Origin of the sequence: Haloactinopolyspora alba (genome assembly GCF_003014555.1) — a bacterium.
In the GTDB taxonomy this organism is placed as follows: Bacteria; Actinomycetota; Actinomycetes; order Jiangellales; family Jiangellaceae; genus Haloactinopolyspora; species Haloactinopolyspora alba.
Genome location: NZ_PYGE01000001.1, coordinates 478,708 through 496,972, shown reverse-complemented (window position 1 = coordinate 496,972; position 18,265 = coordinate 478,708). Strand labels below are relative to the sequence as shown.

Annotated in this window: 5 protein-coding genes and 1 pseudogene; 1 reads left to right on the top strand and 5 read right to left on the bottom strand. The window is 66.0% G+C overall.

Annotated features, from left to right (window positions below; translation table 11 throughout):
• Nucleotides 1-6 precede the first annotated feature (6 nt).
• From CLV30_RS02150 to CLV30_RS02135, 4 genes are read right to left on the bottom strand one after another with little or no spacing between them, the layout of a single operon-like run.
• A complete protein-coding gene (locus CLV30_RS02150; RefSeq protein ID WP_106535505.1) occupies nt 7-2,157 on the bottom strand; it encodes a UvrD-helicase domain-containing protein in 2,151 nt (716 codons plus the stop codon).
• On the bottom strand, nt 2,157-8,495 hold the full coding sequence (locus CLV30_RS02145) for a DEAD/DEAH box helicase (protein ID WP_106535504.1): 6,339 nt from the start codon (nt 8,493-8,495) through the stop codon (nt 2,157-2,159). Before CLV30_RS02145 ends, CLV30_RS02150 begins: the two co-directional genes overlap by 1 nt.
• A complete protein-coding gene (locus tag CLV30_RS02140; protein ID WP_106535503.1) occupies nt 8,492-13,210 on the bottom strand; it encodes an Eco57I restriction-modification methylase domain-containing protein in 4,719 nt (1,572 codons plus the stop codon). Before CLV30_RS02140 ends, CLV30_RS02145 begins: the two co-directional genes overlap by 4 nt.
• Entirely contained in the window at nt 13,207-16,086 is a 2,880-nt protein-coding gene (locus CLV30_RS02135) for an SNF2-related protein (RefSeq protein ID WP_205740387.1), read from the bottom strand. The genes CLV30_RS02140 and CLV30_RS02135 overlap by 4 nt, the downstream gene beginning before the upstream one ends.
• 105 nt (nt 16,087-16,191) lie before the next feature.
• Here CLV30_RS02135 and CLV30_RS02130 point away from each other — a divergent pair, with 105 nt between their 5' ends.
• Entirely contained in the window at nt 16,192-16,641 is a 450-nt protein-coding gene (locus CLV30_RS02130) for a very short patch repair endonuclease (RefSeq protein WP_106535501.1), read from the top strand.
• Here CLV30_RS02130 and CLV30_RS02125 read toward each other — a convergent pair.
• Nucleotides 16,615-18,260, bottom strand: a pseudogene (locus CLV30_RS02125) (hypothetical protein). The gene CLV30_RS02130 and the pseudogene CLV30_RS02125 overlap by 27 nt on opposite strands.
• Between the last annotated feature and the right edge of the window lie 5 nt (nt 18,261-18,265).

Below are 18,265 nucleotides of genomic sequence, written 5' to 3'. Positions count from 1 at the left end.
ATCACGTCAGTTCCTGTGCACGACCACCAACTCGTCTCTTGCTCGGGTGGCTGCGACGTATCGCAACGACCGAGCACGCAGATCTGCGTCCGCTCGTTCCGACGGATCCAAGGATTCGAGCCGGGCCAGTTCCCCCGACGACGGCCTGCCGGGTACGAGGACCACCTTGGAGAATTCCGTGCCTTTGGCGCGATGCATCGTCATCACTGGGACTCGTCCTCTCGGGGAACGTTCACGGTCGACGGCCCGAGCGTCGGTGCCGTGCTCCGTGAGCGCCGTCACGAGACGGTCGCGGTGGTATCGGTCCCTCGCCAGCACCGCGACGGTCTCGTGGTCGTCACCGTCGTCGAGCCACTCGCTCACGTGTCTGACGACCGCGTCGATCTCGTTCGCCAGCGAGTCGACGACGTCGATCGTGGGTGCGGGACCGAGTCGAGCGGAGCGGTACCCCGTGGAGTCGAGCTCGTCCTCCAAGTCCACGTATTCGGCTCCGTCGAGAATGGTCATTGCGTAGTGCAGGTTCTGCGCAGTCGTTCGGTAGTTGAGTGTGAGGCGTTGCGAACGACCGACGATGGCGATCCCGTGACGACCGAGAACGGTGCGTGAGCCGTAGATGCGCTGGTGGGAGTCCTCGGCGATGAACAGGTCGTCCGTGCCCTCCGGCGCCAGAGCGCGCAGAAGCTGCCAGTGCGTCGGCGCGAGGTCCTGGCCTTCGTCGACGAGTACGTGATCGGCTGGGCGCTCGTCTTGGCCGGAGAGGTACGCGGCGGCGACGGCCGCGGCCTCGGCGAAGTCGAGACTGCCGTCGATTCTGCTCTGCGCGCGGTATGCAGCGATCAGAGCCCAGACGGCCGACCGCTTACCGCGATCGAGTGCCACGCCTCGACCGGAACGGCGTACCCGCAAGTACTCGGCCTCGTCGTGAATCTTGTTCGCCAAGACGACGTGCACGTACTCCGACGACAAGAAAGTTTCGTTCGCGATCGTGTGTGGGAGCGTCGTGCCCGTCGATTCGACGATTTCGCGCCATCGTGAACCCGGCGTGCGGACGAGGGGAGCCGACCGTTCTTCGCCGAGCACTTCACGTGTCGCGGTCTTGAGCCCTGTTCCTGCCCCGCGGAGGATCGCCGCGGCGAGTGCATCGATGCCCGAGACGTACACCCCGCTGTCGGTGAGGCTCTTGGCCTGGTTCGCCTGCGGATCGAGTCGCGCGAGACCGTCTCTGAGTGCTTCGGCGAGGTTCGTCGTGAACGTGGTGAGGACGATCCTCGCTGCCGGGTCACGGCGGGCGAGTTCACGAGCCCGATGTATGAGCACCACGGTCTTCCCGGTACCTGCTCCACCGGAAAGTCGGAACGGCCCTCGATAGCTGCGTTCGACGTATCGACGTTGCTCGGGGTGCAGGAAGACGCGCCATGCTCCGAAGTCACCGGCCTCGATGACGCGACGCAATTCGTCCTGGTCTCCGATGAACGCGTACTGCAGGGCCGCGGCGGGACGTTTGAGGGAGTCCAGAACGTCGGCATCCGAATGACTGTCGCCGTGCAGAACTTCTGGCGCCTCCTGGAGCTGCATGCGCTCGGCGATGTCGTGTGCGCGGTCGCCCGCCGCAAGGTCGAGCAGGATCGTTCCGATCCAGCCTTCGTGGTGTTGAGCGAGCTCCAGTACCGCATCCTCGTCTGCAGCAGACATGGCTCGATCGGTGACCTCGTCGGGGAGACCGAGGACGTCGACCAAGCCGGCGCGGTCGTGTCCGAGTTGCTCCAGAAGCGGTGGCACCGTCGGTGACGTCTGCCGCGACTGCTCGCTCGCCGGCTCTGGTGGCGCTACAGCGATCTCGTCGATTTGAGGCAGGCCGTTGACGGGATTGACTCGGAGACGGACCCGCTGAGCGACGGCGATCGCCTCGTCGTGTGGCCAGATGCCGTGGATCACGTAGTGGGTTTCGTCGTCGCTGTCGAGGCGGAACATCACCGCCCGCCAGGAGTCGTCGACGCGACCGGTGCGTACTCGTGGGTCGGCGGAGTTGTGGATGGGCTCGACGTGCAGGCCGGGGACAGTGTCGTCGGCGCCGAGCTTCTGCAGAAACGCCATCGCTTTACCTCGAACCGAACCGTCCAGGCGATTGGCGAGCTTGCCCATGATGATGGTCGGCATCAACGACCTCCGTCCGTCGGATTCGTGGCACCGAGGGCAGCCACGACCTCGTCGGCCGACGGATCGACGACCCGCCAGCCTGCAGCAGTGAGATCCGTCCGGTCTTGCTCCGACAAGTGTGTCGAAGCCACGGCGATCCGAAGATCGGGCCAAGACAGATCCAGCGGGATCCCGTCTGGGCCTTCGGCTCCGATCACGGGTGGCGGAAATCCACCGTGACCGGCGAGCGCGGACACGAGCTCTCGTTCGATGCCTGGAGCGGCCGCGTCGTAGGCGTCCGCCCACGCGCCGACGGGCCTGCCGTGATCCGCGGCGTCAGTTTCGGCGACATCTGGAGTCACGAGGCTCGTCGTGGTGACGACGGTCGGCCAGTCGCGGAGCGACAGAGCGTTCGACAACCGCAACCACTTGCGCCATGCGTCGCCGTGTACATCGTCGATGGCGTCGTCGCGATCGTCGAGCACGACGGCGACGTGGACGACGTTGTTGGCGTCCATCTCCACAGCGACGCTCAGCGCCCCGGTTCGGTCGACATGAACGCGGCGCTCTCCGGTGGGCATCGGCTCGTCGACCACGACGGCGCGGGCCACGTTCGCCAACGGAGTGCCATCGGGGACCTGGACGGGTTGTCCGTTCGAGAAGAACATCGGCACGGCGCGAGACACGTGGCACACGGATCCAGGCTGCGGATCGGTCACCCAATCGACGAGCCAGGCGATCGGGCCACGGCCCAGACTCCGATACGCCTCGGGTGGAGCGTGGAATTGCGGCACGTTCATCAGGCTGCCGGCGACGCTGGCGTTGTACCAGTGCGGTGCACCGTCGGCGCCGTTCTCGTCGGCGACGACATCCTCGAGGGTGACGCTCAGGACGACGAGACCGGAGTCGCGCAGGTTCGCACGTTTGCTGGCGTCGTCAGCGAGTCGGTTGACGGATCGTGTCGCGTGGTATGCATGACCGTCCGTGAAGATCGCCACGTCAGGCACGTTCATGTCGTTGGTCTCGAGCAGGAAGTCGGGCCGCGAATCACCCACGTTCGCCTGCGGTGTGAGCGTCCACTGGCGGTGTGTCCCGGGGAGTGTGAAGCGTAGTGCGTTGCCTGTTGGTCCGGGTGTCTCGGTCACCGCAGCGCCGTTCCGCCGTAACCGTCCAGCGAATTGGCGATAGAACGCACGCTCCAGATGTGATTCGGGCTCGTCGTGCGGCGGTACCTCGGTCACCGTCCACGCCGTCCCTTCTGCAGTCTCGGCGTCAGCGGACACCCCCAAGAGCGTGCGTAGGTGACGGTCGGCGGTGGCACGCGACACTCGTCGAAGCGCGCTCGGAGCCGTGAAGGGCAACAGGCACCGGTGGCAGGCGAGACGTTCTTCATGGCGACACGGGCACGTGCGAACCTGTTCCCACGCCAGAACGAGTAGGTCGCGAAGTCGGTCGGGAGCTGCGGTCTCGGTGAGGTAGCCGGTCCCGCCAGGCACGGTGTCGTGCAACAGGATGGCCTCGTGGTTGTCGGTGCCGTCGGACGACGTCGGGTCGACGACGTGTTCGACGCGAATGTGGTCCGGGTGACCGCCCATCTGTTCGCGCAGCCCGAGTAACAGTGCGGCGGAGAGACTCGGCACGGCGAAGTCGTCGCCGAGGCTGACGGACCGTGGCAGCCGGATCAGCAGACCCTGGGTGCGCAGTGTCCTGGAGAGCGCGACGGTCTTCGTCACTTCGGTGGCCGAGGTGCGGTGCGGACACCAAGGCCGGTGTTCGTGCGGTCGGTTCTGGCCCGTGTCGCTGTCCTTTTTGCCGCAGCCGCTGCAGACGCGGAACAGCATGCCCTGACGTTCGCCGCCGGCAAGCGTGCGTGTGGATCCGTGTCCAGGGGGTCCGAGGTTGATCCAGCGTATGTCGACGGAGCGCAGGTACGTGCACCCAAGACCGGTGCCTTCGACGAACCAGCGACGGTCGACGTGGTCCGGGTCGACGTCGGCGGCCGTGACGATCTGAAAAGCAACGTGCCCTCGCTGGTCATTGCGATCGGAGATCGCGACCTCGTCGCGTCGAACCTCGGCGGAGACCCGAGTCAGTTCGACGACGTCGAGCCGCTGTCCGGTGTCGTCGATGCCGCGGCTCCCGCAGCGTGGGCAGGACGTGACGGGGACCTCTTGACCGGACACCGCGACGTCGGCGGCGTAGCCACAGGCCGGGCAGAAGGCCCAGGTGCGGATCGAGGTTCCGTCCATGCCGAGGTCGACCGCGTCGACGGAGATTTCCCAACCTCGTGCGTAGAACGTCGCGCCGGGTGCGAGCTCGCGCAGCGCTTGTGCGGAGGCGCGGGCGAATCGTGCGCTGCCGTACTCGTGTACGCCGGTGTCCGGGTCGGTCCAGGACAGCCCGACGTCGAGGGTGACGGAGTCGTCGAACAAGGTGTAGTTGGGCAGGATCCCGTATTCCTCGAGAACGCTGATCCAGTACTCGCCGCGGAGGTGGCCCAGTTGTGCGTTGGTGAGCTTGCGTGTCGCGTTCGCCGATCGCAACGCTTGCTTGTCGTCGTCGGTCGCGGCGGGAGACTCGACTCGTGCTTCGAGTTCGGGCAGTAGCTTGTCGATCTCCACCTGCCGGCGTTTCAAGGTCTCGACGGTCTCGCGCCATCGACGGCTGGCGGTGCTGATGTGGCGGGCGAATCCACTGGTCCTGGGGCCCGTTACGGGACGGAGCCAGTCGTGGAGATCGTCGACGATCTCGGTGGGGAGACCGTCGAACGTGGCGAGAAACCGAGCCAGGTTCTCGTCGGCGTTCTGTTCGGCGTGGACGACGAGGTCGCCCAGGAACGTCCCGGGTTCGCTGGATCCCAGCGCCCCGGCCGCTGTCCTCGGATGGCGGCGGGCAGAGGCACGCGCGAACCCGTCCACCAGGGAAGCGGTGTACTGGCGGCGGAGTATCTCTTCCGCAGCCAGGTAGGTGGCCGGTGGTCGCACTTCACCGTCGACGACCGACAACGGATCACCGAGTTTCGGCAAATCGTCGCCGCGTCCGCTCACGAACGCGAGGTTGAGCGCACTGCCCGTCAAACGTCCGGCCCGACCGACCCGCTGTACGTACGACGCGACCGTACGGGGCAGCGATGCCAGAAACACGGCCGACAGGTCGCCGATGTCGATACCCATCTCGAGCGTGGGGGTGGCGACCAGCACGTTCGGGGCTTGCGGGCTGTCGGCGGCTTCGCGGAACCCGTCTTCGTGTGCCAGGCGCGTCTCGTCGTCGAGAAGACTGGTGTGTTCGCGCGCGACGATCCGGCGCATGTCCGGTGAGGCGTACAGGCGACGGTAGAAGTTGTCGGTCTGCGCCGTGGGCTGTAGACGACCTCGACAACGGACGTGCTGGCACGGTGCTCCGGTGAGCTGCTGGACCGTGGTCGTGGTGCCGGGAGTGGCGGCCCGACACACGTCGCAGGTGAGCAGGTGGCGGCCTGCTACGACGTCGGCTTCCTCGGTGGGAACGACGACGATCGCCGACGGGGGGATCGCGTAGACGGTGGCGCCGGACTGGCTGGTGGTGGTCGTCAAGACGCCGTCGTGGGCCAGCCGGCCGAGAAGCAGGCGTATGAGACGTGCACCGTCGGGTGGCGAGACGTCCAGTACCCGTGATGTCCAGCGGGCGTACCACGATTGGGCAGAGGTCACCGAGTCGAGGCTTCTGTAGGTGGTTGGCGGTGCGGAACCGCCGACCTTCGGGTACCCGGGCCTGGGCCGATCTCTGGGAAATGCGGGCATGCCAGCGCCCCGCGGACGGCCGCCCCAGATCGACCAGTCGCGGCCGTCGTCGGACCGGTACCGCTCGAACCACGGGTGATCGATGGCGCCTTGGGCACGCAGCCGGTCCAGAACGCCGCGCACCCATTGCACCAGCGTGGTGTCGTCGGGCCCGTCCGAGCCGAGTGTGTCCTGCCACGACGTGTTCTGCAGTGCGGAGCGTGCGACGCCGACCATGCGCACGGGCAGGCCGGCTTCGACTTCGGCCGCCACCGCGCCGGTGAGTTCGAGAGTGCGGCCGACGCGGGAGTTGAGGCCGAACTCCAGCGCTGCGTCGAGCGCGAGTCTCCTGCGGACCCGAGACCGAACCGAGGCACGCACCGACCGCAAGCTCGTCGATCGCCAGAAGTCCACGAACGACTCTCGATCCGCGCAGTCCGGCGCGAGAATGCGGTAGCGAGCGAAAGGGTCGTCGCCGGCCTGTCTCATCGCTTCGTCGACGAGTGCGTCGAGCGTCAGCGGGCCGTCGGCCACTGCTTCGCGGAACGCTGCGCGCAGGGTGAGGGTGTGGGACCGGGCCTGGACGAATCCCGCCCGGTGCGCGGCGTCCTGCACCGAGTCGGTGAACACCAGCGCCTTCTTCTCGTGTGCGTCGAGTGTCGGTGAGCCGAACATCGTCGACAGCGACACCGACAGGAGGGTGGCGACCGCGCTGCCGAGGAAACGGATTCCGTCTTCCTGCCGACACGAGGGGCACGTGTCCTTGCGGCTACGTTCGTCGGCCTCCGCTCCTGCGTTGGTGAGCACTGGGAGGATCCAGCCGTCGCGCAGGTCCGGGTCGTCTTCGGCGACCGCGGTGAGTAGTTCACGGTTGCGGACGGAGAACCAGACGAGGCCGTCGACACGCTCGCCTTCTTCGAGATGTGCGGCGGCTTCGGCGGGTGCGTACAGCAACGGTCGGAAGCGACCTTCGTGGGCGGCGTGCTGCTGCCGAATGCGCTCGTCGTCCACCGTGAGTGTGTTGCCGACGGGAGCGAGCCCGACGCCCCACCCGGATCGTCCGCAGTGGCGGCAGAAGACTGCGGGAAACGACGGGCGTACGTCTTCGGCGTCGTCTCCGGAGATCGGTGGGCCGTCGTCGCTCCATCGGAAGAGTGCCGTCGCGTCCGCGGCTCGATCGATACGGGTGGGTTCCCGGACCCACAGATGTACGTCCACCGACAACGCCGCGCGTCCGGTCACCGCTCTGACGTGGCCTAGCATCGCGAGCACGTACGACAGTGCCGTTTCCGCATGCGCTACGTTGCCGTTGCCGTGGTCGAAGACCCGTCCCGCGAGCGTTTCGAGGGCGAGTGCGTTCTGTGCGTGCTCCGCGAGGCGTCGGACCAACGGGTGTCCGCGACACAGGGCCGCCAACAGTTCCGGCTCGGCGTCAGCGAAACGGGAGGTGTCGACGCCGTACATCCAACTCAAGACGGCGTGGGCGACGCGCTCTCCGGTCGGATCGTGGCCGAGCGTGTCCACTGCCTCGACGACCGCGCCCAAGTCGAGAGAGCCGAGGTCCACCGGCTCGAACTCGGCGCCGGCGACCGCAGCGTCAGCGTCACCGATCCATTCGTCCAGATCGAGGCGAGTCTCGGTGACCACCGCGTCGGACTCGAAGCGTTCACCGAAGACCGTCTGCGCGAAATCGAGCATGACGGTCGGGTCGCCCTTGTCGCCGAGCGTCGCCGACGTCGCGACTGGTGTCATCAGACCGAGCGGACGTTCCCGAGCCGCGTCGTCGACATGAGGGTCGTCGTCGTGCCAATGACTCTTCAGGGTCAGACCGAGGCGACGCAGCAGCATGGCCACGTCCGTACCTTGGGCGCCGTCGTAGGTGTGGAACTCGTCGAGCACGAGATAGCGCAAGCTCGTGGCCGACTGTCGCCACAGCTCCTGGTCTTCGGGGCGAAGCAGCAGCTGGTCGAGCATCTTGTAGTTCGTGAGCAGGATGTCTGGAGCCGTGTCGCGAACGATCCCGCGATCGGTGATCAACCCGTCTGGCGTCACGGTTCTGTTCGCCTGCCCGGTCTGGCCGGTGAACAGTGCTGCCGTGACGTTCGCCAGCTCGGTGTGCGACGTGATCAGTTTCGCGAGCCGCGCAGCCTGGTCGTTGGCGAGCGCGTTCATCGGGTAGAGGATCAGAGCTTTGGTGCCCGTCTCGCCGTTCCGACGCGCACGCAGGACGTGGTCGAGGATCGGATACAGGAAAGCTTCGGTCTTTCCTGACCCGGTCCCGGTGGTGATCAACGTGGGCGACGGCCGACGCGAGCTGCCGCCGGCCGCGGAGGCGAGTCGGGTGAACGCGGTCGCCTGGTGGCCGTAGGGAGGGAACCCCTCGTACCACTCCAGTGCATCGCGCCAGCCTTCGTTAGCCGGGCGAAACGGCAGGCGGAGGCGTACGTAGGGCCCCTTGAACATGCCTGACTCCGGGTCGGACAGGAACCGGTCGAGCCCGTCGCGAGCGTCACCGTCGGTGAGGCCGAACGTCGTCGTCAGGTAGTCGACGAGGCTGTGCCGGATGCCGCTCGCCTGCAGAGTGGGGAGAAGTTCACTCATGAGCGTTCCTCCGCCAGACGCTCGAAGTGGGCGTACGCCTGCCGCATGTCCGCCTCCCGATCCAACGTCTGGAACGGCAGCTCGTAGGTGTAGGCGATGCCGGCCGGGTTCGTCGCGGTGCGTTCCTCCTCGGTGATCCTGTCACCCTTCTTCCGCCACACACTCAATACAGTGTTGGGTACCAACCGCCCGTTGGTGTCGTAGTAGTACGTGTTGCGGTCGTAACCGTAGAGGACAGCGAACTGTGTGCGGTAGATCGTGCACAGCTCGTCGGCCGTCAACCCCAGCGTGAGTGCGACGAGCGCGTCGATCTCGACCAAGGCCTGCCGACGGTCGGCAGCGATTCGCAGCGGAGCGTCCGTGCTCCACTCGGGCGCGACATCGCCCAGTGGACGGTGCCGATTGTGCTGGAACCCTCCTGCCCAAGTGTCATCCTGGAACTCCGGCGCGTAGCAGGCAGTCCACAGGTCCGCGTACGCAGAAGTGACGCAGTTCAGCCGGAGTACACGTAGGACGAGTTCTGACACTAGCGCGCTCTCAACGTAGGGAAGGTGACCAACCGTAGCGGCTGAGATAGTCGACTTGGGTGCCGTTCGAACGAAGAAGTCGGCCGACAACGACGAGACGTGTCCCGCTACGCATACAAGTGACTGGAGTGGAATATCCAAGGAGCCGACCGCTGAGACGCCATGAATATGTGCCGGTCCTGGCGGGACCAGGGCGGGCATCAGCGTTCGCTCCCCCGTATTTGCTGCCATGTTGCGCCAGGCGATGCGGTAGAAGTCGCGGGCGGAGCGGCGCGCATCGTCCTCACCCCAGTGGGTGTAGTTGCGATCGTACGCAGATCTGTCGCCGGCGGGCTTGTAAGCGGTGACGGGTACCGCATCGGGCGGCAGCGCCTCGAAGTCCGTCGCCGACCAGTCTGTATTATGCAGCATCGTCTTGTTCGGCGACTTGTACATCGGAGTGGCCACGAACAGATGCGGCCCTTGGAGGATCACGTCGCGCCACGAGTCGGGTGCGCCCCATTCAGACTCGAAATACCCCTTCTTTCGATCGATGCTCTCGTCCCAGCCGCGTGAGAACTGAAGGTCGAGCTCACCGATGCGTGGGGAATGCGACAGCTTCTCCAGCGCTGTAGCGGTGGATCGGTTGACAGCGTAGACCATCCGAGTTTCGCGGATCGGCGTGTCTTCGGACTCGAGGATCGCGTGCCACGTCGCTAAGGTCTCGTCGGTGACCGTCGTGATGCGATTGTGGTGCGGGCGCAGATCCCAGCTGGCGTCTGCGTCTTTGAAACCTGGTTCATCCCCCGAACCATCATGAGAGAGTGATCTGACAACGGTATCAGGGTGGTACATGGATACGGCATTTGCAAAGTATGGGGAAGCTTGGTGGCCTCCGTAGATGTTTACGCCGTAGTGCTTTTGGTGCTGAATCTCAAAAAGTTGAAGTTCGTTGATGAACTCCCAATGACGTCTGAGTCGGAGGTACGCCGCAGAGCGGAGGCGTCTCGCCTTCTCGTCAGTGAAATGTGATTCCAGGTGAATGAGGCCGACCATGCCGCGCTGTGACGTGTGCCGCCAGGTCTGCTCCATGAAGCAGCGATACAAGTCCGGCTGGAGGCCTTGGAGGTGTGGGTACTGGCCTGCGGAACCGGCGAACTCGGCCATGCTCGTGACCTCGGCGGTTCCGTCCACCACGAGATCGTGGACGCCGGGCAGCGCGAGCGTCACTTCTCGCCGCGTCGCTTTCTGGTGCTCAGTCGGCTTGACCGCGAGCTGCCACCAAGGATCACCCTCGGCCAGCAACGCGTCCACGTCGGAGCGTGGGCGTACCCACGGCGGATTACCGACCTGTAGGTCGAACCCGCCTCGGCCGAAGACGGTCGCGAAGTCGAGGTTCCAATGGAAGAAACCTTGCTGTTTTGCCACCCGCTCGCACACGACGAGCCACGGGTGATCCTCGAGCACGTCGGCCACTGGTCGGGCATTGGCGAAGGAAAGTTCGAACTTCTCGGTGTCATTCAGTTCGTCCCAGCTCGCTCCGGCGATCAGAGTGTCCTGCGAACGGGACGCCTTGCGTAGCTCGGGGCTGCGACCGAGGAGTGCTTGCAGGCCTTCGATCCACCGGGACAGGTTCGGCGGCTCCACGGACACGTCGCCGACCGTGGTTGCGTGGTCCGTGAGCGGCCAGAACCACAGAGCCGTCCAGGCGTCCATCACGCGACGTAGCCGCTGGTATGCGCCGTCGGCGTCGGCGAGCGCGGCTTCGATCTGCGGGCGCTGCACGGCGCCGCCGACAGGGAGGTCGCCGGCTTCCCACACCGGAATGGACCGGCGGATTTCCTGCTCGGCAATCCGCAATCGGCGGTACGCGATCTGCCACAGCACCTCTACCCGGTGCGCCAGTTCGACCAGCGCGTCGGCCTGCTGCTTGGTCGGCTTGGCCCGCACAGCCTTGCGCCACGCCTTCAGCTGCTTGGCTCGATCGGGAACCAATGTGGCGGCGTCCTTGGCATCTGCACCAGCGCCCCACCCTTCCGCAGGGAGCAAGAAGTGGTGGATGCCGTCGGACGCGACTCGACCGTCGTCGATGTCGTCCGCCAGCGACGTCAGCGGTACGTCACGCGGAACGGCTCGCAGCCACGACTTGTCGTTGAGTTGGCTGCGCTGGTACACGGCGCGACGTGCGCCGACGAGGGAGTTGCCGCGGCGGAGGTGCAGCCCGAACCACGGTGCCGCCATTCCCTCGACCATGGTGTCGAGCCACAGTGAGATCTCGGCGAGCTCGACGGCCGTGGCGTTGAGGTCCACGCCGTACACGTTGTGCAGCGCGAGATACGCCTTGACCTCTTGGAGCCGGCGGGGGTATTCGTCTGGGTCGATGCGTACACCGAGCTCGTCCTGGCGTCGTTTCAGGTATTGCTCGGCGAGCTGTCGCACAGCCTCGATCGCGAACGCGCCCGAGCCCAGTGCCGGCTCACAGACGGTCATGTCGAGAATTTCGGTAGCCGGGGTCGTGCGACCATCCTGGTCGAGCAATTCGTCCAACGCCTGACCGACGGTGAAGCGGGTCAGAACCTCGGGTGTGTAGTACGACGCGGACTGCTGCCGCTCGCGTCCCGCCAGGCGGAACACGAACGAACCGGCTTCATGCAGCACCGGCCGCTCTTCACTGGTCACGGGGTCTTCGGTCTTGACGAAGTCCGCTGGTTCGATCGTGTCGGCCCGGTCGACCGGAACCACCCACGAACCCTTGCTGCCGTCGCCGTTCTTTGCGACCTCGTACAGGTCGGTTTCGGCGAAAAACCCGGTGTAGGACATCAGGCCCTCGTACACGGCGCCGAGTTGGTTGATGCCCAGTTCGGCGTAGGAAATGAAGCCCCTGTCCTTGCCCCGCGACTCCTTGCTCAACAGCAAGTGGGTGAGTACCCGCTGCACGGCAGCGTTGCCGAGGCCGACCTCGTCGATGTGGGCGGTCGCCTCCGGGCGGAACAGGTCGGCCTTCAGCGCGTTGAACGTCAAACCTTCGGTATACGCCAACCCTTCGTCGTCATCGTCCTCGCCATCGAGCGCAGGAGAGTGCCCCGAGTCGACCAGGCGGAACAGCACACCGAGGGAGTCGTAGAGATGTGTGCCGCTGCGGGCACGCGGCGTCGCCAGCTCCACTTGCACCAGCTCGCGCAGCCGGTCGAGGCTGTAGCCCTGGTCGTACTCGCGAGCACCGACCGGTAGGACTCCCAACTCCGGCGAGGCCTCGGCGTACAGGAGGAACAGGATGCGATACAGGTACCGCAGCGACTCTTTCGCCAGCGGCTGGGCTTCGCTCGCTCGTAGCGGCTCCAGCTCTTTCTCGCGGCGACGTTCGACGACCTCGTTGGCGATGATCTCGATCGACAGGCGGACACCGTCGCGCAGATCCTGGGAAACGCCGACCGTGTGTTTGACGGAGGCCTCGAGAACTTCGTGCCACCACAGCTTCCCTTCCGCATCGGGCGCGATCGACTGCGCGGACAGGCACGTCAGGGCCCGGTCGATCTCGCCACCCTTCTTGGTGTCGTTGCGTTCGCACACGAGCTGAAGGTCGACGGCGAGGTAGCGTCCCTCGGCCCAGCGTTCCCGCTCGGTGAGCAAGGCCCACCTGCCGGCGAGCACGAGTACGAGGTCAGGTGCGTCGTCGGCGACGAAGAGCGCGGACACGAGCCGAGCCGCGGACGTCAGTTCGTCGGCGTCGTCGGCGAGTTGGACGGGCTCAGGAAGTGTCACCGCATCACGCAGCAGCAGATCCTCGATCGCCTGGACCGGCCGCGCCGACACCACGACGAGCGGAGCCGCGCCCGTCACCCCAGGGGCCGACACCCGTGCCAGTGGTCTCTCGTGTTCGAGCACGAGGCCGTGTCCGGTCAGCTCCAGGACGTCGAACAGGCGCGTGCGGACCGTCTCGGCGACGTCGTCGGCGCTCCTGCCATCGCGCACGCTGGCCCCCGCGTTCGGATCGAGGAGTCCGGTCAGCGCCGACAGATCGGCCTCGAGCTCCTGACGAACCTCCGTGAAACGCGAGCGCGGCGTCGCCCGGCCCTCCTTCGCCTCGGCGTCCCACGTGGCGCGGCGCTCCGACACCCGCGCCCGGAACGAATCACCCTTGGCGTCGGTCGTGAAGAAATGTTCAGAGATCCAACCCTCACCGACGAGGATGGCGTCCGATCCAGTCACCGTGCGCTCCCCTCCGTGTCCGGCACGACGACCAACAGCGGCCGTACGAGTTGCTGATCGGGTGCCATCGCCTCCACCAGTTCTCGCTCGTGCTCCACACTCGTTCGTCGGCGTTTGATCTCGCTACGTTGAATCAACGCGTCCGCCTCCGCATCCCAGTGCTGGAGTCGCCGCGACCACCGCTCCACTCGATCCGCGGTGTCGCGCTCCGCCGCATCGAACACGGTGCGCAGGTGCTTCTCGGCCTCGTGTACTGCCGGCGCCACGAACCGCTGCAACGTCGCGACGTCGTCCACCGGTCCGGGGTTGGACCTGACCGCGTCCCAGCCAAACGTGTGCAGCGCGTCTGGCATCGAGTCGTGCGGGGTGATCAACGCGAACGACGCATCGTCCGTCGCAGGGAAATGGGCGGTCAACCACGATGCGGCCACGACGTGACCGCGGCGATTGGTCAGGGTGCCCGACAACAGGATCGTGGGGGCGTCGACCGTTCCGCGTACCGCGAAGACCTCGTTGCGGCCGAGAGTGGCCAATGCCCGATCGGCTGCCCAGTCGAGAACCGGGTGCAGCGGACTCAGATAGTGCGCGTCCGGCCACGTCGAGTCGCTGTCGTCGCGCAGGGCAGCCGCCAACCTGTCGGAGCCGCGCGCGGTCGTCGTCGCCAGCAGGAGTTTTTCGGTGACCTTGCGGTCGGTCAGATAGCTCTGCGGCAACACTTCGAGGCGCTGCACCAGATCGCGCGGAGGCGTCAGTTCTACGGTCCCGAACGCCGCGTCACGGCGCCACCCGACTCCGCCACGTTCCGGTGGCGCGGTCGGGTCGATGAAGGCTTCTCGTAGTGCGTCCTCGAGGTATTCGACGTCGTCCTCGTAGAGCCCTGTTCCGCCGTCTTCGGTGTGACCAGTGGGCGGTTCGGCTTCTGCGGCCGACTGTGCGGGCGCGTCGAAGAGCTGCGTGAAGAGCGCCGCGAGGTCGTCTCCGGCGGCTACCTCCTCGACTTGGCGGACAGCATCGTCGAGCTGCTTGTCACCTGCGAGGACGGCACGGATCTCGTCTTCTTCACCTTTGACGTCGTATCGCCCCATCAGGGAAGCGACGTCGCCCAGCGCTGTGTGTGCCTCGTCCTCCTTGTCGATCAGTTTCGCGAGGACCCGGACGTCGCCGGCGAACCGATCGTTCGACGGATTCAGCAGAAGCGCGGTGATCCGCGGAGGGTGCTTCTGTCCGTACCGGTCGATACGGCCGTTGCGCTGCTCGATGCGGATGAGGCTCCACGGGATGTCGTAGTGCACGAGCTCGTGACACTGCGAGTGCAAGTTGACGCCCTCGGAGGCCACGTCGCCACTGACGAGCACACGAATCGGTGAGTGCTCCTGCTTGAACGACTCCACGATGCCCTGCTGGACGTCGTCGGCCAGCCCGCCGTGCATCACCTCGACAGCTTCCGTCGGAAGTCCGAGGTCGTTGGGCAACGCTTGGTGTAACCAGCGCAGTGTCTCCAACCGCTCGGCGAAGACCACCGCGCGGGTTTCGGAGTTTCGGGCGACGCCGATCTCTTCGAGGTGCGCCACGAGCCGGTCGTACTTGGCGGAGCGCGCGTCGAGCGTTTCCCTGTTCAGCGCAGTAAGCCGTTCGAGCGCCCTACGCTCGGCCTCCGCCTGCTCGTCGTGTCCGAGGCGACCGAGGCGTCCGTCGATGGAGCCCTGCAGCGCCGCCGGCGACGACAGGAACGCCTTGGCCAACGTCCACGGAAACAGCGACGAGTTCTGCCCCGAGTACGGGCTGGTGCCGCTGTCGGGCCACAGCCATGTCTGTTCGAGTTCGAGGGCGACGGCGTCCTCGGCCGGCGTGGCGGGCACCAGGACGTTGTTCGGTTGCTGGCGTTCGGCCCAGTCGGCGCCGACGGCATGTGCGACCTCGGGACTGTGCCGGTGGCGGCGCACTACCAAGCGCTGCACTTCGTCACGGTGGAGCGTGCCGTCCGCCGGAACCGCAGACGGATCGAGGAGCGCGAGCAGTTCGGCGAAGGACTCGGCTCGACCATTGTGCGGGGTGGCCGATGCCAAGATCAGCGCTTCGGTGTTGCGGGCCAACAGCCGTGCCAGGCGGTTGTTCAGCGTGGCGGCGTTGGAGAGGTTGTGCGACTCGTCGATGACGACCGCGTCCCAGCGCTGCTTACGCAAGCTCGCGACGTACTTGTCGGACTTGAGCGTGTCGATCGAAACGATCGCTCGCTTGTAGTAGGTGAACGGATTGCGGGTCGCGGGCAACTTCTGGCGGACGCGCTGAATGCCTGGTGTGTCCAGTCGCACGAACGGCAACGCGAATCGGGTCCACAACTCGTGCTGCATCTGTTCCAGCACGTGCCGTGGCGTCACCACGAGGATCCGCTCGCCACGGCCGCGACGGACCAGTTCGGACAGGATCATCCCGATCTCGAGCGTCTTGCCGAGGCCGACGGCGTCGGCGAGCAGGATCCGTGGTCGAAGGTTCTCAGGGTCCAACGCCTTGCGAACTGCCGACTGCTGATAACTCAGCGCGTCGGCAAGTCCACGCGTCGCGACCGTCAGTGAGTCGTCGCCCAGAGGAACCGACGACTTGCGAATCGTCGACTCCAGCCACAGGCGGGCGGTGCGGTACTGCGGGCTGGCATCGGCCACGACACGAGCGTGTGCCGGCTCGAGCGGCACCACGTTGTCCAGCTTCTCGTAGAAGGACGCTGACGTGTCGCGGACCAACTCCCCGAGACCCTGAACGTGCACCAGCGTGCCATCGGTCGTGTGCTCGGTCGCGCGTACCAGCCACTCCTCGTCGCGGACCACGACCACCGACCCCGGTGCTATGGCGGTCCGGGTGTCTTGCGTTGTCGTCGTCACGGACGCATCCTCCGTTTCGAATCAGCTGTTCGTCGAATGCACCCGGCACGGTCGATGCCGTGCCACGGCCCTGATTGGGCCCATCGTCTCGGATAGGTTGGACACATGGGCCGAGAGTCCACGTCCACGCCGGTTCCGCTCGGCCCAGCGACGTCGGCTCGGTTGCAGCGGCAACGCCGCACCGACACGAAACCGGAGCTGGCGCTGCGCAGCGAGTTGCACTGTCGTGGTCTGCGGTTCCGCGTCCACCATCGAGGTCTGCCCGGCCGTCCCGACATCGCGTTCACCAAGGCGAAGATCGCCGTTTTCGTGGACGGCTGCTTCTGGCATCGCTGCTCGGAGCACGGCACTCTGCCGCGCAACAACCGTGACTGGTGGGAAGCGAAACTCGACCGCAACGTTTCGCGTGATCGCGCCAAGGACGCCGCCCTCGAGGACCTGGGCTGGTACGTGATGCACGTGTGGGAGCACGAGAGGGTGATCGACGCTGCCGACCGGATCGAGGCGCAATGGCGGAGTCGGCTGTCGTCACTGCGCATTCGTCGTCAGACGTAGGAAGCCACGTTGGTCGAACAGCACGCCGCGATCGAGGAAGCGGTTGAAGAACCGACAGGACGGTTCACCGAGGTGCACGCAGGCGCTGCACGCGCCGCTGCCTCGACTGCACCCAGGGTCGAGCGGGCAACGGTGTTCCGCGTCGACGATGTCGTCAGCAGATATTCGCTCAGCGCGTCCCGCTCGATACCCGAGAACACGGCGGCCTGCCGAATGAACCGGTGTGAATACGTGTGGACGAGTTTGAGAAGGTCCGCACCGACCGAGTGCGTGGAAGAGTCGTCACGTTTGGAAGGCACGTCCGCCGACTGGAGGATGGCGACACGAGCTGCGACCGGATCGGCGTCTTCCGGCGTCCACCCGGGCAGGTCGTGGCCGCGGTTGGTCAGCCACGTCGCGACGCGGACCGGATCCAGGCGCACGAGAAGGGCTTCCGTCTCGGCCAGGTTTCCGTAAAGCCGATATCCACCCCGTTTCCGTCGAAACGGCACCAGCCGGCACTTCGACGGGTCGTCTTCGCCGCGGGTGTATCCGTACATGGCGTTCAGCACGGGAAATCGGTCGACGAGGTCCACCCCGTCGATACCCGCTCGGGCGAGGGCCTCCGGGTAACTCTCTCGATAACGTCGGTTCAGCGCGTCGTGCGGCGAGCCGCCGTGCAACGCAGTCGTGGGTGTGCGACTCTCGGCGAGCGCCATGGCGATGTCGACGGCTTCGTGCTCTGCCTTGTCTCGACGTTCGGTCGGTAGTGCGTCGATCGGATGGTCGCCGGGCTTCGCGAGCTGATCGCCTTGTTCGGCCATGTCGGCCATCCGTTCGGCGTACACCGGGTCGATGCCGTCCGCGAGCAACTTCTCGACGAACTCGCTGCGGTTCTGACGCGCGGCCAACTCGGCGGGCTTCGTAGCGGTCAATCCGTCGACTACCCAGAGCAGAGCCTTACGGGGCCCTCCGGCGAGCCGGAGACCCTCCGTGTGCTCCGGTCGCGGAGGGTTGATCAGCACCATGCCGCGCGGGACGTAGACGGTACGTGCCTTGTGGACGTTCCACCGCACCGGCCCGTTGCCACACACGCACGGGCGGTTGAAGCCCAAGCCCTGCATCGTCGTCTTGTCACAGACGGGACAGACGAAACGGATGTCCGCCGCCTTGGCGCTCTTGGGTATGACGACCTGCACGTCGTCGTGCTCCGGGCACCGTTTGACCCGCGGTTCGGTGACGGCGCCACAGTCGTGGATACCGACGAAATGCAACTGCCCCCAGCGGCGCTGACCACACTTGCACGGTCGCTCGTTGGTCTTCCCGATGCGTTTGCACGCTTCGCATCGCCACACCTGCGGATATCGCTCGACCTGGACGCCCCGATTGTCGTCGAGCTCCACGACCTCGACTGGAGCGCCGCGGAAGAGATCGTCGCTCATTCCGCTGTCGTTGTCGTTCGCCGCCCAGGCCACCACCTCGTGGCGGAGGTGTCGACGAACCAGATCGACGTCGACTTCGATCGGGCTCGGACCGGACCACTCGGTCACCCGATAGATGGCACCCAGCAGATCGACCGTCTGGTCCGGGAGGAAGGTCCGCAGGATCTGACTTCCGCTGCGCTTGCCGATGATCGCCATGGTTC

Bases quoted from the DNA above. Each gene is read 5' to 3' on its own strand.
- CLV30_RS02150 (WP_106535505.1), bottom strand. From the start codon at position 2,157: ATGCCGACCATCATCATGGGCAAGCTCGCCAATCGCCTGGACGGTTCG.
- CLV30_RS02145 (WP_106535504.1), bottom strand. From the start codon at position 8,495: ATGAGTGAACTTCTCCCCACTCTGCAGGCGAGCGGCATCCGGCACAGC.
- CLV30_RS02130 (WP_106535501.1), top strand. From the start codon at position 16,192: ATGGGCCGAGAGTCCACGTCCACGCCGGTTCCGCTCGGCCCAGCGACG.